This is a genomic window from Alteribacillus bidgolensis (genome assembly GCF_002886255.1).
GTDB lineage: Bacteria > Bacillota > Bacilli > Bacillales > Marinococcaceae > Alteribacillus > Alteribacillus bidgolensis.
The window spans coordinates 411855-431560 of sequence record NZ_KZ614149.1 but is presented as its reverse complement, the minus strand read 5'-3'; the positions used below and the strand labels follow the sequence as shown (position 1 = coordinate 431560).

General features: G+C 35.7%; 16 protein-coding genes. 3 read left to right on the top strand and 13 right to left on the bottom strand.

Annotated elements, in window-relative coordinates; all coding sequences use genetic code 11:
* Positions 1-103: 103 nt before the first annotated feature.
* Both CEF16_RS02310 and CEF16_RS02305 read right to left on the bottom strand, forming a co-directional pair.
* The gene (locus CEF16_RS02310) at positions 104-544 is read right to left on the bottom strand and encodes a JAB domain-containing protein (RefSeq protein ID WP_091587692.1); all 441 of its coding nucleotides are present in this window, start codon (positions 542-544) and stop codon (positions 104-106) included.
* 451 nt (positions 545-995) lie between these two features.
* Positions 996-1190 (bottom strand): hypothetical protein, encoded by a 195-nt coding sequence (locus CEF16_RS02305; protein ID WP_091587690.1) that lies wholly within the window; start codon positions 1188-1190, stop codon positions 996-998.
* 377 nt (positions 1191-1567) lie between these two features.
* Between CEF16_RS02305 and CEF16_RS02300 the strand changes: the two genes are divergently transcribed.
* Complete coding sequence (locus CEF16_RS02300) at positions 1568-2122, top strand: recombinase family protein (RefSeq protein WP_091587688.1); 555 nt, start codon at positions 1568-1570, stop codon at positions 2120-2122.
* An 86-nt stretch (positions 2123-2208) separates the two neighbouring features.
* Here CEF16_RS02300 and CEF16_RS02295 read toward each other — a convergent pair whose 3' ends face one another.
* The 7 genes from CEF16_RS02295 to CEF16_RS02270 all read right to left on the bottom strand — a co-directional run bounded on the left by CEF16_RS02295 (position 2209) and on the right by CEF16_RS02270 (position 13153).
* Complete coding sequence (locus CEF16_RS02295; RefSeq protein WP_091587686.1) at positions 2209-3291, bottom strand: phospholipase D-like domain-containing protein; 1083 nt, start codon at positions 3289-3291, stop codon at positions 2209-2211.
* A gap of 115 nt (positions 3292-3406) precedes the next feature.
* Positions 3407-4864 carry an SIR2 family protein gene (locus CEF16_RS02290; RefSeq protein WP_091587685.1) on the bottom strand — a complete coding sequence of 486 codons (1458 nt, stop codon included), beginning with the start codon at positions 4862-4864 and terminating at the stop codon, positions 3407-3409.
* Positions 4865-4997: 133 nt separating this feature from the next.
* Positions 4998-7619, bottom strand: coding sequence for a TnsA endonuclease N-terminal domain-containing protein (locus CEF16_RS02285; protein WP_091587683.1), 2622 nt, complete (start codon positions 7617-7619; stop codon positions 4998-5000).
* The gene (locus CEF16_RS02280) at positions 7612-9513 is read right to left on the bottom strand and encodes a site-specific DNA-methyltransferase (protein WP_211295841.1); all 1902 of its coding nucleotides are present in this window, start codon (positions 9511-9513) and stop codon (positions 7612-7614) included. The genes CEF16_RS02285 and CEF16_RS02280 overlap by 8 nt, the downstream gene beginning before the upstream one ends.
* Before the next feature lie 10 nt (positions 9514-9523).
* On the bottom strand, positions 9524-12397 hold the full coding sequence (locus tag CEF16_RS02275) for an ATP-dependent helicase (protein WP_091587682.1): 2874 nt from the start codon (positions 12395-12397) through the stop codon (positions 9524-9526).
* Positions 12398-12548: 151 nt separating this feature from the next.
* Positions 12549-12620, bottom strand: coding sequence for a hypothetical protein (locus CEF16_RS24210; RefSeq protein ID WP_245917963.1), 72 nt, complete (start codon positions 12618-12620; stop codon positions 12549-12551).
* A 17-nt stretch (positions 12621-12637) separates the two neighbouring features.
* Positions 12638-13153: a recombinase family protein gene (locus CEF16_RS02270; protein ID WP_245917740.1), complete on the bottom strand. Its 516-nt coding sequence runs from the start codon at positions 13151-13153 to the stop codon at positions 12638-12640.
* Between the two features lie 238 nt (positions 13154-13391).
* Between CEF16_RS02270 and CEF16_RS02265 the strand changes: the two genes are divergently transcribed.
* Positions 13392-13961: an HNH endonuclease gene (locus CEF16_RS02265; RefSeq protein WP_091587680.1), complete on the top strand. Its 570-nt coding sequence runs from the start codon at positions 13392-13394 to the stop codon at positions 13959-13961.
* A gap of 130 nt (positions 13962-14091) precedes the next feature.
* Here the strand turns inward: CEF16_RS02265 and CEF16_RS02260 are convergent, their stop codons facing one another.
* Entirely contained in the window at positions 14092-14706 is a 615-nt protein-coding gene (locus tag CEF16_RS02260; protein WP_170031527.1) for a YdhK family protein, read from the bottom strand.
* A gap of 650 nt (positions 14707-15356) precedes the next feature.
* On the opposite strand from CEF16_RS02260, the gene CEF16_RS02250 reads away from it, so the two are divergent.
* Complete coding sequence (locus CEF16_RS02250; RefSeq protein ID WP_139186013.1) at positions 15357-15617, top strand: hypothetical protein; 261 nt, start codon at positions 15357-15359, stop codon at positions 15615-15617.
* A gap of 614 nt (positions 15618-16231) precedes the next feature.
* On the opposite strand, the gene CEF16_RS24045 is transcribed toward CEF16_RS02250, so the two are convergent.
* The 3 genes from CEF16_RS24045 to CEF16_RS02240 all read right to left on the bottom strand — a co-directional run bounded on the left by CEF16_RS24045 (position 16232) and on the right by CEF16_RS02240 (position 19706).
* A complete protein-coding gene (locus CEF16_RS24045) occupies positions 16232-16417 on the bottom strand; it encodes a hypothetical protein (protein WP_139186012.1) in 186 nt (61 codons plus the stop codon).
* Between the two features lie 236 nt (positions 16418-16653).
* Complete coding sequence (locus CEF16_RS02245; protein ID WP_091587676.1) at positions 16654-17622, bottom strand: DUF3991 and TOPRIM domain-containing protein; 969 nt, start codon at positions 17620-17622, stop codon at positions 16654-16656.
* A 32-nt stretch (positions 17623-17654) separates the two neighbouring features.
* A complete protein-coding gene (locus CEF16_RS02240; RefSeq protein WP_091587674.1) occupies positions 17655-19706 on the bottom strand; it encodes an ArdC-like ssDNA-binding domain-containing protein in 2052 nt (683 codons plus the stop codon).

Genomic DNA, 19706 nt, shown 5'->3' with positions numbered 1-19706 from the left:
TTCTGACAGCTTATTGATGACATAATTGTCTTTTTTCTTTTTCATTTTTTTATACGCAAGTTAGAAAAAATGAACACCGATAAAAAGAGGGATTCCTCCCCCTTTACAGATCTCCCTGTTCTTTTAAGCTGGTGAATGAAGAATTATCTGCTACAACTAATGCATCTAGCAGCTCAATTCCTACAATTCTTCCTGCTTCCTTCATTCTGTCGGCAACTTGAATATCTTCTCTACTTGGTGTTACATCTCCACTTGGATGCTGATGAGCGATGATGATCGAAGCAGCATTATTAAGTATAGCAGCTTTCAGAACTTCCCTTGGATGTACCACACTTGCGTTTAATGATCCAACATGTGCTCGATGAACAGCAACCACCTTATTTTTGGTATTTAAGCATAGAACTAATAGTACTTCTCTGTCATCATCGCCTATGAACGATCTGGCAATATCAGCTGCATTCTCGGGCATACGTATACTATTCTCCTTAATTTCCATCTCCGTTTTCACCTGTTTAATTCGCTGTACTTCATAAATATTTTCCATTTCGGAAACAACTCCTTTCTTTGTTTGACAACGAAGAAATTTTTCCGAAAATGGAAGTCAAGGGTGAGCCGTTAGGCGAATACGAAAGTATCAAAAAAGAGTTAGAGAATGTTAGAAAACCCAATGACTTACTAGGAGTTGAAAAGCGTTTTTTGCTTTTTTACTCCTAGTTAGCCAACTTGGATTTCTTACATTCTCTTGATCTTTTGCAGACCCTTTACTGGAATCATGAGGAAACAATTATAATGGAGAGAACAAAGAAGGAATGAGACTCACGGGATGATCGCAAAGATGATGGAATCATCATCGAAGCGAATGGAAGCATTGCTGCGCTTTGCTTACATCGGTTTGTGAGGGGTCGATCCCCGAACAAACCGTAGAAAAACAATTCGAATTTAACAACAATCCTCTACCCTGTGCGCCTTTGAGTGCAAAGTTTAATGTTGAAAAATTAACCTTTTTCTCTACTTTTATGGTGTAAGTCAAGTATAGCGAGATAATCCTTGTCCCTTGTTTTAATTACCTGCTTTAACAATGGGAAAAGTTCTTCATTTTCAGAGTATTGCTCAATAAGACCCTTTAACTCGATCTCTAAGTCACTGCTATCCACGGCTTTTATTTGATGAAAACGTTGTTCAATGATCATTTTCTTACTTCCTCCTATGTATGCCTCTACTATCTTTCTACTTTTTAATGCTCTTATCCTGTAAAGTATTTCAGGATTAAATGGCGTTTTAATTTGAGAGCTATTTGTCGTAACATTTTTGTTATTGTTAACGTGGGACTAAATTGCTTTACTCGTAGTTTCTCCCCTAACAAGAAGAAGATTATTTCTACCTCATGAATTCAATAAACGTTCGTTTTTGAGACAAGGTATATGCTCATTTGAAACTCTTAAAAATTCCCGGTTTTTGGGTAAAACTCAAGTTTCAAAAGTTATCTCAAAAACAAAGTTACAATATGTACTTATTTTATCCTTTTTGATAACATGAAAGAAACGAAAATCAAAAGGGAGTTACAAAAATGTTATTTGGCTATGCTCGAGTCAGTACGAAGGATCAAAATCTACATATGCAGTTTGATGAGTTAAAGAAATATGGAGTGGAAGAGAAAAACATCTTTTCCGAAAAAATTACGGGGACGAAGAAAGACCGACCGGCGTTTAATGAAATGCTCAAGTATCTCCGCGAAGGAGATACTGTCGTCGTTTACAAACTCGATCGGATCGGCCGCAGTACAAAGCACTTAGTGGACTTGATCAATGACTTTCAAGAAAAAGGAATCAACTTTGTATCCATTAATGAAAATATCGACACAACAACAGCAATGGGAAAACTCGTCTTTACGATTTTCAGTGGCCTTGCCCAATTTGAACGTGACATAATTTCAGAAAGAACAAAATCTGGATTAGATGCAGCCAGAGCTCGGGGGAGAAAAGGCGGAAGACCAAGAAAAGACCAATCCAAGCTTGAATTGGCCTTTAAGATGTATGATAGTAAGGAATATAGTATTCAAGAGATATTGGATGCCGCAGGAATAAGCCGTGCTACATTTTACCGGTATTTAGATAATAAATAAGTAGCATTTTTTGGACAGTGCAGCTACTCGCAGTATTCATGTTTAAATCTCGTGAATACTCTTTTCAGGCACTAATCCTAAACATACTAACGTAAAAAGTATTGCCAGTACTTTTTAGCTTGACTTGGGAATTCTAACCAAAAAATAATGGGGCTTTTAGAATTCCTGTATTTTATATAGGTATTTGACTTAATTAAAGATATCCACTTTATTCGTAAGTGGTTTAATCTTTGAAAAATGTTCTCCACTTCCTTAAAATATATTTGTTCTTCTAAAAGTGTAACATCGCTATCAAAAGTGTTAATCCTCCAAAAATGTTCTTTATATTTATCTAAAGCATTATAATAATCTTCTAAGAATTCCAATAAACTAATTGTAGAAGAACCAATAGGCTGCTTATTTTTAACATAGTTTAGTTTGTCCTCAATTTCTTCGAGTAGATTTTGTATTACAAAGTACTCCTCTGTCTTTTCAGTGGCATAACTAATTAAATCATCCTTTGCCAACCTAAAAATTTCTATATATTTACTTATGTAAGTACACAACTCATCTCCATCGTCTGGTATATCTTCTTCTGACAACCCTTCAATACGTTTAATGTCATTTAATAAATGTTTGATATATTTAAACTCTTTTTCCACCTCTCTATAAATTAAAAGAAAAGGTACAATAAGAGGGGATACCGGATCCGTAAATATCGGCTCATATTTTAAATGAGCATTTTTAAAAACTCGATCTTCTATTTGTTTAATCTTATCTACATCTTTTACTATAACCCCTGCCTCAAAGTTATCTTTCGAGAAATCAGTTAGATTAGCACTTCCAATATAAAGGGATGATCCATTGCTAATAACCTTTGAGTGATTAACCTCATTATAAAAAAATTGAATGTACGGATTTTTTCTTAAAGACCTTCTTATCAAGTTGTCAACATTTTTTTCTCGATTATTAAAAACAACAATAATTTCATTTATGTATTCAATATCTTTCTTAATCCAACTATCGTAGTTTTCAGGGAGCCCATAATTAAAAGTGGTTAAATACAAATGTTTATTCCTAGTAGATGTTGATAATATTTCTTCAAAATTGTCCGTTCCTTGTGTAAATACTACTTTGGCATCTTTAATTTCGATTGTAAAGTTATTTTCATCTTCCATTTCACTAAACATCTAAAATCTCCCTTATTTTTTTCAACCTTTGTTATAGACACTTTCACTCCTACGGTTGAACGGGTATAAAATTAATGTTATTTATAAGACATTTGGATGAACTTCAATACTGTATTTAGTTTTTGTGTAGTGTCTTTTCTTTAGTAACCGTAATGCCATCATCATCGTCATCATTGATAATGACTGTATAATCTTCGTCATTTAAAACTTTTCTTATTAAGTCAAGCGCTTCATTAGAATATCTGTGTTCTGATTGCTTTTTTCCAATATCAACGTGGTATCTATTGTTAGACTCCTTCATATTAAAACCTGTTTCTGTATAAATTGTCTTGATGGCCTCATTTGTTTGATACCAAGATTTGTAACCTAATTTCTGAGCCATTTCAGAAATCCGCATAGGATAACGAGTTAAAAGCTGTTCAGCACTTCCAACGTTTCCAACTCCCATTAATGCAATCCTTTCAGCATCAACTGACTGAGAAGTAGATCGGAACCCAAGAGACTGTGCTAAAATGTCCTCATTTGTAATTCTATTAATATTTAACAGATCTACTTCCAAATCCGTGACTGATTTGCTTTTCACAATGTTGTAGACATTCTTTTGTAATTGATTTAGAACATCCACTCCAGAAGCGTTGTTTTGATAAAGGCTTTTATAGAGTTCTTCATATGAATTAAGTAATATATAATTTACTCGAATGCTTTTGTCATTTCCTAATGGAATTGTCTTATCTCTTGGAGGCCGTGAATCTATATTAATTTCATCTTTTTTCCATTCTACAAACCATATATTATCTACAATGTCATCAGAAGTTCTACTAACAATCCTAGAGATGTCTGATAAGATCTTTTGAATATTATTATCTCTTATTGAATATCCAAGAAACACAATTGGATGTTCCATAAAGTATGTTAATAATTTAGCTGACAAATATTTTTGTTCCTCACTAAACTTTTTATAATCTTGACTTGAGATAATAATTTCCTCAGGTTTAGTAGTACAACCATGTATTTTTAAAAGATGGCCTATATTAGTTGATTCGCTGTTTAAAATTACTTGTTGTCCAACAACTACTTTATATTCAGGGAATATTTTCTCTAAAAGTTGGTCGTAATTAGTTGTTATTATTGCGTGAGGATTCAAATCCTTTAAAGCTAACAATTCTGATTGATACATATTTGTATTAATATCAAATTCAGAAATGAGTTCATCAAATATCTTTTTTATAGTATATTTTAAAAATATACTTTTATCATATGTAGGATCATATAAATCGTCAGGGTAAATACCTTTTTTATATTCGTGCCAGGCATATGTACGGTACTCATCAATAATTCTAGAAGCAACTTCTGGTAGATCACTCCCAGTGTCTTGAGCATAAAAACCAATAGGTAGGGTAATATTAGGATTTTTATGAATCAGTTCTTCCAACAATCCAATCCAATTTGGTGCATCTAAATATCGAATTGACATTCCCGATCCCACAAACAAAATAGGCCTTGATCCACTATCGTCTATCACCGTTCGAAGTTTAGAAAGTGATTCACTTAAGTATTCCTCATAGCCACTCACAAATTTCACCTCTTTTAACTATAATTTCATTTTAGCAAAAATTCTTTAAATTTGCTTGTGAATCTCCTTCAACTAAATAACAATCAACAAAAAAATAGATATAGGCTACCATATAAGCCTATATCTAGGATAATTACTTCCCCTTCTCTAGTATTTCACTTGATTTACCATTCATCACTTCACTACCAGCGATAATAGTATAATTCATTTCACTAGCAATAGCTGTTTCTTTTGCTGCTTTTTCCTTGGCTTGTACAATTGGATCTTCGATTTTATTATCACCTTTGACTTCTATAATTAGCCATTTCCCATCTGTTTTTCTGATTAAAAAGTCTGGGTAATAACTTCTGACTGTATTTGATTCCGGATCGATATATTGAATAAAGAACTCTGATTGACCGTGAGTAAGCATTCCAGTAAAGTATATATTTCTTATTTCTTCACTTTTTGCAATATCTTCAAAGAACTTCTTCTCTGGTTTTGAGTCAAAACAATACGTATCTAAATGGAATGATCTATCCATTACATCTTCAAAATTTTCATCATTTACTTCAACAACTAAGTCAGGATTTGCAGAAACCTCGTAATATCCCTTATCCGGTTCCTTTACCAGGGCAATTTCTTGCTTCTCAACTTTATCATAGCTTTCTATGTCGTACATTTCGTTAAATAGGCGTGGTATTATCCAATCATATAATAATTCATTATATTTATTTACATACGACAAAATTTCTTTAATACTCTGTTTGGCGCTTCTTAATATTTTGTCTATCTCGATGCACGGGTGGTTTAAATAACGCGCGATCTCTGCTACCAGAGTTAATTGACTAAACTCTCTAGTTTCTCTCTGTTCTGTTAAGTCTTCACTTTTTTCACTGAGATTATTATACTTCACTAAGCCTTGTTGTTCTATATGAACTAATTTGTATTTTTCCAAGTCAACTTTTTCAAATTCAAAATCAATGGTTTCAGAGATTTGTTTTTCTTTTAGCATGTGCAGCTTCTTCTTTCTGTTCACATTTACTTTTATAGGCGGTAGTACTGTCTTCACTTTATAAGGCTTGTTTTCACTTTTATTCTTCAAATCTTCTACACTTACTCTAAAGTTTTCTTGCAACTCGTTATGTAGAATATTCATATTTTCTTCAGAAAGATAAACATTAGCTGTTTCTTGTATTGATCCTATTGACCTTAAGCATCTCATGGTTGCTTGTAATACAAATATTTTAGATCTTGGTTTCCTATATAACGCTACTCCAAATAAAGACCGACAATTCCAACCTTCTCTCCCTTTGTTGACGAGTAATACAATTTGCTTTTCCGATCCAGAGGTATCAAGGCGGTTAAATTCACGTATATCATCATTGGTAGTTAATTTTGAGTCACCAACATTAACTAAGATCTTTTCTTTTGACAAATTGAGCTCTTGTAATACTTGTTCCACTGCTGGTTTTAGCTCATTTTGTACTTCTTCTATTTTACTCCCGAAAATAGCTAGTTTGGGTAACATTCCTTCCCGTCTATTTTCCCCATACTTCTCCCAAAAATCTTTAATTGCTATTCGAACAAATTCCTTTGTTTTTGTATTTGAATAGCCATTGACCGTTACTTCTTTCAGGTACTTATTATCAATTGCTGCCTTTAACCCGTAAGCATACACAACTTCAGGAAATATTTCCTTTCCAGCGTACGGAGTACCTGTGAAATTGTAACACCCTACTACTTTTGTTCCCGATCCCTCTAATGATTTAGAAAGTTCGTTAATGGTAAGTCTTAGGCTTGTTTTCGCTTTCTTTAATCCCATATCTTTTGCCAACGCGTTTCCAAAAGCATGGTGAGCTTCATCTACATATATTCCTAACTGTTCAAGTCTTGTTAGTTTTAAAAAGCGCTGATTTTCGAGTAACTCTCCTTCGTCTTCAGGTTCATCAAACCCATAAAGATCAAGGGCTTCATTATATACACTATCTTGACCAAAAGAAGGGGGATTAAATAGCTTATCAACCCCATTCTTTTCCTTACGTTGTCGTTTCAATATGATTTTTTGTGTATTAGATATGATGATATTGAACTTAGATCGGTCAATTGTATTTAAAGTAGTGGTAGTGTCCTCAAGAAAATGAATTTTCAAATGAGCATTAAGCAAATTTAAATATTCTGGTGGTACCACTTTACTTCGATAAAAGGATTGAATTTCTTTTAGTGATTGGAGTACTGTTTTATCTGGTGCAAATACCAATGCATTATGACAATATTTTTTGTCTTTAGGGAACTTATTTGCTAAAAGAAATTCATAAAAAATACATGTCGCCATTAAAATTGTTTTTCCTGTGCCCATTGTTAAGGCAAAAATGTAGTTTGGATATTCTTGAGCAAATTCTCCTGTATGTTTCTTCATACGAGCAAAAACAGCTTTGTATTGTTCTTCTTCAATCCCAAATAAAGTCATTTGCTCGCCTTTTACAAAACCAAAATCAGCTCTCTTTTCAAAACCATTTTTTTTATGGTACCAATCATCAAATATTTGATATACTTTTTCATTGTTTAAATACTCTTTTAAGAAGACATACATTTCTAATGCTTCAAATTGCGGGGCACGTAAAAAAGCATCAGGGTTAGAAGGATCATTAAAATCAAGAAACTTCTGTGTAAGTTTCCTATAGTGTTTACGAATAGCCCCTTTATTTTCAAGATAAAATTGCTGTAAAAAAGTGAAGAAAGCAAATTCTAGAGCGAAATTATTCTTTTTAGCCATTTTCCATACTCACCTCTAGTGTTTCTGACAGTAAATCAGTTATCTTAACTCTTATGGTTCCTGCATCCTCAGGGACATCATAAACACCTTTAACCAGTCCATCCTTCTCAGGGATATCAACCACCGCAGGCTCTAATACGGCACCATCGTAATTCCAATCAATCATAATTGATTCAACTAATTCTTTCCAATTATCTACATTTTCTTTCATAATACTCAGTTTTTGTAATAAGTTCATCGGGTAAAAATTGTTTATATTTAACTTCCCATTATCAATAGTAATGTCAGCCTCTGAATCACGTCTAAACTCCAAATTAGACTTGTCCCTCAATATATCAACAACTTCAACGTCAAGCTTGTATCCCGTTTCTTGTTCTAATGTTGCAGCTAAATCGGGCTCGTGGCCCATACATACGAGCAACAGCTTTTCAACAGGCTGGGTAGGATGTTCTTGTTGCCGTTTTTCAAATAATTTATAGTCAAAGTTCGTAATTAATTCATTTAGGTCTGCTTTGGTAGCAATTCGATTTACTGGCATTATTTTTACCATTCTACCGTCTTTTTCTCCATCATATAAACCATTACTAGTAAGTGGTTGTATTTCTAGTGCGTCAACCAATAATTCTTTTGCCTGTACTGGATTTCTAAACACTTCATAATTATTGACGTTATACACTTCAAAACCTGGAAGTTTATAATTATTATCTTTTAGTACTGATATAAGTCTTTTTGTGGTTGTTTGAACTGCCCCTAAGTTTATATCTGAACCGATAAAACGTCGTCCTAATTTTAGAGCTACTGCTTGAGTGGTACCAGAGCCCATAAAACAATCAAAAACCAAATCTCCTTCATTACTTGATGTCTTAATAATACGCTCAATTAAGGATTCTGGTTTTTGCGTAGGATAGTCCAAATATTCATTGGCTTGAGAATTTATAACATGAATATCAGTCCATAAATTTTGAACAGGCTGACCCTCATATTCATCTAAAAAAGTTTTTCTTCTAATTCTTTTGCTTTTATCGCTAGGAAAATAAAGCCTGCCTTCCTTGTCCCATTTCCTCATAGTTTCAATTGCAAAAGCCCAGCCTTTTGCAGGAGACTTATATCCTTTGTACTCATAAACTAGACTTGGAGAGGGATTCGAAGAAGGATTTGTCACCGGATCCCTACTGTACAACCTTCCGTCTTCGTCTCTATAGACAAACCTTTCTTCTATATATTTTTTAGCTTCCTCAGATTCCTTTGTGCGTATAGGGTTAAAAGTATATTTATCAGTTTTACTATAAATAAAAATTGTGTCTGTAATAGTACCAAATGACTTTGAATTATTTAACGCTCCCCCTCTCCTTTTCCAAATGATTTCATTTATAAAGTTTTGAGGTCCAAATATTTCATCCATCAAACACCGTAGCAAGTGGCTTTTATGATAGTCGCAATGAAGATAAATAGAGCCGTTTGAAGATAAAAGCTCTTTAATTAAAATCAAACGTTCGTAAATAAACTGCAAGTATTCATCGTTAGTCCATATATCAGTATATTGCTTTTCCTCGAAAACATTATAGGAAGACTCTGTATCAGTACCTTTTATCCTAACAGTCTTTCTATAATCAGCTTTGGAGTCAAATGGAGGATCAATATAAACCAAATTAACCTTGCCTCTATATTCTTTCAAAAGGTGACTCATTACCTGTAAATTGTCCCCCCAAAGTATCTTATTAAGCCAACCATCTACAGGCTCACCGTGTGTTTCCTTTAATTGTGCAGGATAGTACTGTGTCGAACGAAAAGGACGCTTACCTTTCCAACCTAACATTGGATAACCTTTTATGGGTTCAAATTCGTGCTTTTCAACTTCCAGACTACCTGACTGTTGGGAATTAATTTCATCCATTCTTATCATCCTATTCCTTAAATTTCTGGTTACAGTAAAAACGCATATCGCAGTTCTGACATTGCTTTACGGGTCGTTTCTCTATTGAATAGTCCTTTTCTTCGATTCGCTCTACAATTCTATCAAATTTAGAAATCGTGTGATCAATTGATTTACCATCTTTCGGAAAGGTAACATAAGGATTGCTATTATCTTCACCTGTGTAATACAAATGCATGTTGTTTACTTGTTGTCCGGTCCTTTCCTCTACTAAGTGAGCATAAATCTCTAGTTGACGCTTATAATGATAGATTGTGTCCTGTTCTTTTACTAAGTCAGGCTTTTTTTCAGACTTGAAGTCAATAATATCAACTGTATTATCTTGACCTTTAATTAAATCAATTGTTCCTTTAAGGACATATTCATCCTTTACTAGAGAAACATCGACTTCCGCATCCTTTATATGCGACCAATCGTTATTCTGGCGTTCAACATAATGTTTCACTTGGGACAATGCCGCTTCTTTTGTTGTTGGAGCTAGGTGTACCCTTTCTTTTTTAATTAAGTTGTTATAATTAGCATAAAACCATTCATCAATCCTTTCTTTTGTTATTTTTCCTTCTTCACCACGTATCGCTGCCTTATGAATATCCTCAATTGTTTGATGAACCAACGTACCGAACAAGGTGGCACCGTGCCGCACAGGAGAAAAATCTAGTTCTTTATAAAACTTGTATTGAAGGGCACAAGTTTCAAATACATTTATATGAGACGTAAAAGAGTATTCCTTTTTAATATTCACGTCTTTTATTTCATCAATTTCTAATTTATATATGTCATCTACATGTCTCCAACTTTTAAGAGGCGTATACGAGTCTACAAAACTTTTTGATGGTACATTTCTTGTCCCTTGACCACTAGCTTTATTTTCTTGACAGCTTAGTACTAATAAATTTTGAGCTCGTGAAAATGCAGTGTAATACAACCTCCAAAAATCATAATATTTTGTTCTATTTAGAGGTTCAAAAGGATTTTTATGATAATAATTTTCTTGTAACACCTCGTCCAGGTCTGAGTATTGTTTTCTAGGGGTCGACTCTAGTGAACCCACAATGACAATGGGAAATTCAAGTCCTTTAGATTGATGAATGGTTAGAAAAGAAACACAACCACTAGGAGCGTATTCAGAATCATCTTCATATTCATTAATCCCTCCATTTATTAGAAACCGAAGATATTGGTTAAAGAACGCTCGAAGTAGCTGGTTTATATTTTTAGGTGTAAACACTGACACACGGTGTAAATATTCAAACTTTGTTAATAGCTGTGAAAATAATGAAAGGTTTCTAACTGGTCTACTATCAATAATATAACTCGTTTCTGACTCTAAATATTTATTAAATAAATTAAACTGAAGCAATTGATAAAAGAGACCAGCAAAAGCGTAATCAGTATTCTCTGCTAAGTTATAATGTGCTTTGGCTTTTTTTCTAGCCCATTTGAGTAACTTTGCATTTTCAGGTTTCCTAAGCTCATTTGTAAACTCAAGAAAGCATTGGTCGTACATTTCCCATTCTTCTAAATAGGCATTCTCATTCCATTTTCTGACCTCAGGTAGCTGAGGAAATAAGAACATGATGGCTCCAATTAAAAGTCTTATTTCTTCCCTGTCAAAAAACATATTTGATCTTGGGGAGTAGACAGAAATCTCTCTTTCTTCTAAATAATTAGCTAACCCTACAACTTTTGGGTTTCGAACAGACCGAAATAAAAAGGCAATTTGATTCCAGTCCTTGAGTTCACCTTTCTCCCTCATGGAAATTAGAAATTGGTATACCTCTTCATACCAATCATTCCTTCCATCAGATCCAGAAGCTTTAATGACTCCCTCACGTCCATAATAACTTCTTTCGGCAGGTACAATTTTTTTATCAAATCTAAAAGACTTATTTTCATAATGCCAACTCTGCTGTTCCATCCATTGGTTATAGAACTGTACTATAGATGGATGAGATCGATAGTTTACCGATAACTCAATCTGCGTGCATTTTTCCTCTTCAAATTTCTTTGGAAATTCCAAAATGTTTCTAATAGTTGCCCCTCTAAAACGATATAAACCTTGGTCATCGTCTCCCACAACACAGACGTTATTTTTTTTACCAGCTAGAAGAAATATTATTTCTTCCTGAATCGTGTTTGTATCCTGATACTCATCAATCATTAGATAATCAATCTTCTCATTTAATGACTCTTGTATTTCTGGATGATTTCTTAATAAGCGCGATGCTTCTAATTGTATAGTGGAAAAGTCTAAAGCATTCTCTTCTTCTAAGTGCTGTTGATATAGCTCATAACATTGACCTAATGCTTGTATTTGTGGTTCTGGTGACTTTTTCAATTCATCAACACTTAACATTTCTTCACTGACTTTATTTATCCACTTAAGTAGTTCCTCAGCTTTTTTCCATCTCGATCTATTTCCTAAAATTAATTCACTACCGGTAATTTTCTCATACTGGTAGGATTTTTGATAAATGAAGTATTGTTGATCAAATTGGTCCATTAAAATAAAGTTCTTCTTTAATCTAGTAAATTCACGATTTTCTTCAAGTAACCTTAAACAAATTGAATGAATCGTTCCCAAATACATTTCGTTTAGATTAAATTGAATATTATCTTCATTCAACCGATTCGATACACGGGTCATTAGTTCTTTTGCTGTTTTTTCAGTAAAAGTAGAGACTAATATATTTTCAGGTTCCACATTTTTCTCTGTGATTAAATAGTAGATTCTTTCTACTAATGTAAAAGTTTTTCCTGAGCCAGGCCCCGCAATGATTAAGAGGGGACCATCCGTAGTTTTCACAGCTCGTTTTTGATTTTTATTTAGCTTTTGACTAATCATAAAAATCCCCCTTCTAAAATCCCAGTACTTATATCCCATTATAAGTTAAATTTGTCGACACAAAAAGAGACCACGAAGTATAATGAGAGCAGACATTGAAAATTCCACGTAACATGTGTTTTTAGTGTTATTATAGGGAACTATTTTCTAATTACTCTTTTAAGTTTCTTTTAATACTATAAATAGTATTTCTTGATATTCCTACTTCCCTATGTATATCCATAACACTCTTTCCTGTTTTTAATAATGTACCACTCGGTCATAGATCACTTTGTCTTTTCCTGTGGCACCTGCATGGTAACGTTTCTTTCCACCTTCAAATTTCCCTTGATCTTTAGCAATTTCAATCCCCTCACGCTGTGCAGCTCTTATTCGTTCTCGTTCCTCATCTACCATCCAGGACAGCAAAGTAAGTACAATATCCGATACCAACTGACCTACTCCCTCAAGATCTTTATACCTTCGGGTGTCAAGAATTGGCATATTTATTACAACGATATCTATTTCTTCGTCCGTTAAGGACTTCCATTCATTTCGAATGTCTTCTTTGTTCCGGTCAAAACGACTTAGGTCATGAACGACCAGTACATCACCGAAACGCATTTTGGATCGCATTTCATAATAAACAGGTCGTTTTAAGTCTTTTCCGGATTGTTTTTCCTGATAAATACGCTCGCAGCCAAATTCCTCCAACTCTTTTATCTGCCGAGACAAATTTTGATCTTTGGAACTTACTCTGGCGTACCCAAAAATCATCTTCCTTCCTCCTACTTAATGAACAAGTCTGTTTGAACACGTGAATACCCTGGTTTTACTGGATTCCTATTTGTTTGTACAGGGTGTACCCAAATTGTGCAGTTATCAAATAAAATTATTTATTTTTGAATGCGAAAAACCACATTATTCAAGAGACAAATGGGTTCGATAATAATGGTCCTTGCTTTAAAATAGGAAACATAAGAGAAATAATGAGTTAACAAAAGGAGCACCAATCATGGATAAAGCAGATATTATTGCAAGAGTTTGTGAGCTACTTGAATCAGGGGAGAAAACATCGGGGGCAAAACTAATAAATATCAACTATCCTTTTAAAAAGGTTGATTATGTAAAAAGAAATTATTCAAAAGCTTATATGTTGAGTATATTTGTAAGGGATGGTTTTACAGACCGTTATAGTGGTGAGAAACTATTATTTCCACCTGTACTAAGAATATTATCAGAAATCTATCCTAAGGAATTTCCCTTTCATCCAAATTGGAAATACAATGAAAGCCATCCGGCCTATTGGGATTTAGTGCCTACAGTAGATCATATAATTCCAATTGCATTAGGTGGAACAAATGATAAGGAAAATTTGGTGACTACTTCAATGAAAAGGAATAGTGCCAAATCCAATTTTACTTTAGGTGAACTAGGCTGGTATTTGCATCCGCCTGGAAAATTAGAAAATTGGGATGGAAAACTAAGGTGGTTTCTTAAAACTATTAAAGACTATCCTCATTTTTTGGAACATTCTTATGTTAAACAGTGGTATGCTGTTGCAAAAAACACTACTATTACTTAAGACCATAGGAATGGTTTGGGGGACTATTTCAAAAGTAGTCCCTTTTACATTAACGCGCCCGATTATGGAGGAATACTTATTTCGAATTAACAATTAACCACGAATAACAATAAGGTTAAATTGTTTGTATTTATTCAACTGGAGAAAGTTCACTTTCTGTTACCCATTTATGATACATTACCTTTTCTCCTGCTTCAGTATCTGTGTAATCTACCATATATACAGTTGTTTGTTCTGCTGTATCAATGACAGCCGTAGCACCATCCATATCTTCCATATGTTCAGCGTTTAATACTACTTCATCACCTGGTGGAAACGGCTCATTACCGTAATTTTCAATTTCTTCATGAATCACCCATTTATGATCCTCAACTGGTTCACCACCAGTTGTTGGAGTATATGTAACAGTATAAACTGTCGTATCAAAGGCACCAGATATTGTAGCTTCAGCACCATTCATTCCAGACATATGTTCTGCATTAATAATGGCTTGGCTTCCAACAGGGTAGGTAGGATTTTCTGCTTCTTCTAAGCCTTCTGGGACATCACTTGAGCCTGAATGATTCATTCCTTCGTGACCTGGATGGTCATTAGAACCTTCTTCATTCATATCCATATTTTCGTGAGATTCAGTCTCCGTATTGGTATCATCATTTGGAGCTGATTCTTCATTTCCACCACAAGCTGCTAAAATCATAGTTGTAAGTAAAGCAAGCAACCCTATTATTAATTGCTTTTTTTTCATTGTTACAACCTCCGCTCAAATATTTTAGATTTTCATACTGACCAATTCCCTTAAAACATACCCCTATGTGGTATTATAACAAAATTTAGACTAACTTAATAACCTTTATTCCATTAAATGGACCTTTAACGGAACAACTTTATTAAGAGATTCAATATTCTCTTACACTTTTCTTATTAGAGCAACTCAAGAAAAAATGTAGAGAATATTACAGAATTCCTCTGTCTTTTTGAAGAAATGTTTATTTATAGAAATAAATAAAAGAAGAAACGAATAAACGTTTTTTATTTGTAAAAATGTAAAATAGCAAAATAAAAATGAAGGCTAAAGATAAAAATTTAAACAAATGAGTTTAGGATAAATCCGAGGATTTATCCGACATATCCTGATTTATCCCTCGACTTCGTCAAGGGATAAATCGAACATGTCCCCTGTGCGTCCCCTTCCGGCAGGGGGCTTTTTATTCCACGGTCCCCCTTGACATGGAGCCTCTGTCCCCTCGAGCTCCCCGAAGTCAATCCCCCCGGGGAAAAAACGCCCCGGGGGGACCGACTCCGGCGAGTCTGTTTCGAGGGGACCCCTCCATATCAAGGGGCTTTCGCGGCATAAACGCCCCCTGCCTCCTGTTGGTTGGAACCTGAAGGTAAGGGGTGATGCAGGTCACACTTGCTAGGGCTTTGACAGTGACGGTCAAGGTGGTATTGTTGTTCTTGTTCGCAGGGGACAGCCAAAGCCCCAGATACCAGAAACAAGGAGAGTTAAATGGGCAAGAAGGACGGGAAGTCGAACCCGAACGACGTCGGCAGCAACATGAAGATCAAGGTCAGCAAGGAGACCCAGAAGAAGATGCAGGAGAACAAAAAGGGCAACGACAAGAAGAAGAAGTAACAAGCAAGTCCCCGCCCCTCTAAAATGAGGGTCGGGGAACTTATAGGAAAAGAAAAAGGCTCTAACGGAGAGTGACATTGTTCACTCTCCGTTAGAACTGTTGGCACTGGATAAATACGGATATGGACATATCCGCATTTATCCGACATGTCCTGATTTATCCCCCGACTTCGTCAAGGGATAAATCGAACATGTCCCACTGTATCAGCTCCATCCACGATCCATTCACTTGCTTCAAGAAGAAAATGATTTACTAATAGAAAGAAATAGGAGGGGGATAAGTACGCTCTCTATACTTGTCAGCACAGTTGTGGAATAGGTTATGCTTATTACACCCGCAGCTGAGATGCAAGCTCGGGTAGTCCTTCGCCACTACCTTTGCACACTTCGGAGAACACGCCGTTCCCTTGAACTTCTTGGTCTCACCGCATCCTGGACACTTCTGCTTAGCCATCGTCCGTTCCTTACTTCCCGTTGAGGTTTAGGGTTTCTCCCTGCTGACAAGAACTACTCTACCACGTTGATGGGCCTGATCAATGCTTTTGTGTCTTACATCACCTTGATGCTACGAGAGACAAAGCGAAAAAGGCCCCCACCCTGAGGAGGGTGGGGGCGAAAGTTAAGGGTAGGCTTTTACTTACTTCTTCTTCTTGTTGTCCTTGTCCTTCTTCTCGTTCTCCTTGGCCTTCTCGGCTAGCTTCTTGAAGGTCTTCTCATCCATATTGAAACGGCTACCGAGGTCGCCATCCTTGCGCTTCTGGTTCTTACCCATGTTTCCTCTTTCTTCGAGTGTTTCAGGGTTTCCCCTGCGGACAAGAACCACTCTACCACGCTGAGGTTCCTGGTCAACTCCATCTAGTGTGTTCTACATCACACTACTAGGGGTAGTACCGGCGAAGCTGTCACCAGGGGAAAAGTAGAAGTTTGCTAGTAAATGAAAAAACTTGAAGTCGCATCCTATATGGGTGCGTGGATTGAACTGCTGCAATAGTGGTAGTCATCGAGATTATTATACGATAATACTACAATAACACAAATAAAGGAAAAAAGGATGCAAGTTCACATCCCATAAGATAGATTCTTTGAATTCTCTTTGCTTCTTTGTAAATGTTTCCATTCTTCGTTCCAATCTTTTGTTCGTGTCGGTCGTTGATCTTCCAGAGCTCCTTTTTTCAACAATCTACTCAGACGTTCATGAAAATGATTTCCGGCTTCATCATTATCAACGCACGAAATTACTTTTGTTACATCCTGGCCGTTTTGATTTAGCTCTTTAATCGCATCCATGAGAGATTGTTCTTTAAGACCACTCATGCTTTTCAACCGTGTGTTCTGCACTTCTCCCTTTTTCACGGACCAGTAGGAAAGGAGATCAATGGGGCTTTCAAAGATGGCGACTTTATCAATGTTTTTCCCTACATCAATCATAAAACCACCTGTTTCTGCAGAGTTGGGAACAATTTGTTTAAACGTATGTTGCTTTTTGTTATCCATTGACTGAGTCCCTTGCCGATCTGCGCCAATAATGTTTCCTTTCATGTCTTTCCATTTAAATACAACATTAGCTTTCTTATCTTGAACGATAAGGTCTTTCTCGATACACCAATTCACTACCCTTTGATCAATTTTCCGATCATTCACCAAATAGTTTTGTAGTTCCTCTGTGTTATCGACTTCAAAATAGTGGGGATAGCGAAAAGGCTCTTTCTTCACTTCTGATATGTGATTTATGCTTGGAGCATATGCATGTTCATTAATCCGTTTAACAGCTTCCGGAAAGTTCAAGTCATAATAGGTCATGGCAAAGCTAATGGCCCCATGTCCTCCCTCTTGGCGGCTATTCCAGAAAAACTTTTCTCCCTTAATGACCAAGCTGTCATGGTCTACTAAACGAAAATACGGATCACTCCCTCGGCCTTCTCTCTTAACGTCAATGCCATTAGCATCGATAAAATCCAATACTGATACACTTTTCGCTTGATTGATCTCATCTGTCGTTACTCTAGCCGTATTTTTCCTCCTATACACTTAAAATCACCCTTTCGCTCCTGATTAGCTTCTTACATGCTAAAACTCGAATTTTTCTGATGAGGAGTCTTCTTTTCAAAGGGGGTGTCTTTGACCCTTTTTGTAAATGGGGTGTCCTCCATTTCTTTCCGAACATTTTTTTCCATCCGAACAATAGAGCTTTCGGTAAGGGCGTTTGATTTTAAAGCGTGGAGCTTTAATGCCGTATATTGATTCTCAGCAGCCATACGATCTACAATGTTATCTTCTGAAAGTTCACCAGACTTTTCTTTCCATGCTTTCTCTTGAAATTGCTGAAAGGAGTCTTTTAACTGTACCGTTGTATTGGCAGCATCCATTTCCTCTTTGTGGGTAAGATAGTCTTCTTGTGCTTGCTGCTGGATGTTCTTTACGTCATGGGATGATAAATAATGGTGAGTGACGGAAAAGTCTTCTGTTGCACGAATATTATCTCTTCTAGCTTCCTCAGTTCCCATTTCGGAAGAACGATTATAAAAATCATTCTTATACATAGCGTGCAACGTGTTGGAAATAGCTTCTTTTGTATACACACCTTTTAAATGCTCTTGAGTATCAGGAACAAATTCCTTTAAAGAGCTAGCTGTTTCCTCTACATGGGATTTCAAATCATGATAATGTCCATCGCCTAAGTCCATTCGATCCATGCCTTCTACACGCTTTTCTTCCGGAATAATCATTCGTACCCTTGTTTTGTCATACCCAATGGTTTGCAGGCTTTCCAGATTCTTCTGAGCAAGCATCTTATCCATGTCTGAGACATTCATAACTCTTCGATCAAGATGCGTTTCTGACCACTCTATATACGCCTGTGGAGCTTTTGCGTTTGTATCTAGCATTTTTACACTGTCGCCATGTTTCGTCCACGGTTCATTCATTTGATTAAAGGCTGCCACTTGCTCAAATAGTTCTTTTCCTCGTATATTTCCATGATTTAAGATGTTATTCCCATACTGGTCGGTGAACGTTTTAGCGAAGTCATCACGAGATAAGTCTCCAATAGAATGCACGTCTCCATGAATAATCACATCGACATTTGAAAAGCGATCTTGTAACTCCTGATTGCTTAAAAGCGTATCTTCTATTTCCTTCGTCTTCGATATGTCTTGTTCCAGGTGTGTAATAAATGTATAAGATGTATCTTTCACTTCTTCTAATAATGTTAATTTGTCGTTAATCTGATCGTGATCTTTTGTGTAGGTGTGAAGATAGTTCAAGCTATAATCACTGGTATCAATATTAAAGTGGGAACAAACCGTATATGCAGTCATTTCAGCTTGAAATTCTTTTTCATTATGGTTGAGGTTCTTAGAATGTTCTGTACTGGAATGATGAAGTTTGGCATGGGCTAACTCATGAATGATTGTTTTAATATTGTTCAATTCTGAATTACGAGGATTCAATTCAATTCCTTTGTGGTTTTCCATTTGACCATCTTTATTTAACTGTTGATACTCTATATACGCCCCTTTCGCAGCTCCTAATTCCCGATGGGGTTCCTCCATTATTTCCACATTCATTTTCTCAGCTAACCCATTTAAAGACTGGAACATCTCATCGTAGTTTGCTACTTCCCCTTCCAGCCATTTATTTGGAAAAATCTTTGGTAGGTCTTCGGCTTTTGCATTCGTTTGGGATACGTCAAACACATGTCCGACCCGATACGTAAGATGATCTTTTGTTTCGATTTCCTTTTTCTCTATCGCTTCTTTTTCAGCCTTCGTTGCATATTTCACACTCACCGATTTCTTCTTGCCATTCTCTTCACGAATGAAGGTTTTATATCGAACAGGAACGAACACTTTCAAGCCCTTTTCCCCTTTTTGCACCGAGTAGCCTTTTTTCTTCCAAAAATCAAAACTACCAACAGCTTCTGCCCCTTGAAACTGTTTTTGAATTAAGATGGAATTCCGAGGGGAATAGGTATAAAATTTGCTCATGAAAGAAAGATATTCTTTCATGTCTTCCGGCGTTGTAAAGAATTTCTCCACTTGAGCATCTCGGTCTTCTGTTAATTGAGCAATTTCTTTCCTTTTAGCTTCAGCTGATTTTTGTTTATATGCCAC

Excerpts from the sequence above, each read along its gene's own strand:
- CEF16_RS02310 (WP_091587692.1), bottom strand. The coding sequence starts at position 544 with ATGGAAAATATTTATGAAGTACAGCGAATTAAACAGGTGAAAACGGAG.
- CEF16_RS02305 (WP_091587690.1), bottom strand. The coding sequence starts at position 1,190 with ATGATCATTGAACAACGTTTTCATCAAATAAAAGCCGTGGATAGCAGT.
- CEF16_RS02300 (WP_091587688.1), top strand. The coding sequence starts at position 1,568 with ATGTTATTTGGCTATGCTCGAGTCAGTACGAAGGATCAAAATCTACAT.
- CEF16_RS02295 (WP_091587686.1), bottom strand. The coding sequence starts at position 3,291 with ATGTTTAGTGAAATGGAAGATGAAAATAACTTTACAATCGAAATTAAA.
- CEF16_RS02285 (WP_091587683.1), bottom strand. The coding sequence starts at position 7,619 with ATGGCTAAAAAGAATAATTTCGCTCTAGAATTTGCTTTCTTCACTTTT.
- CEF16_RS02280 (WP_211295841.1), bottom strand. The coding sequence starts at position 9,513 with ATGGATGAAATTAATTCCCAACAGTCAGGTAGTCTGGAAGTTGAAAAG.
- CEF16_RS02275 (WP_091587682.1), bottom strand. The coding sequence starts at position 12,397 with ATGATTAGTCAAAAGCTAAATAAAAATCAAAAACGAGCTGTGAAAACT.
- CEF16_RS02270 (WP_245917740.1), bottom strand. The coding sequence starts at position 13,153 with ATGATTTTTGGGTACGCCAGAGTAAGTTCCAAAGATCAAAATTTGTCT.
- CEF16_RS02265 (WP_091587680.1), top strand. The coding sequence starts at position 13,392 with ATGGATAAAGCAGATATTATTGCAAGAGTTTGTGAGCTACTTGAATCA.
- CEF16_RS02260 (WP_170031527.1), bottom strand. The coding sequence starts at position 14,706 with ATGAAAAAAAAGCAATTAATAATAGGGTTGCTTGCTTTACTTACAACT.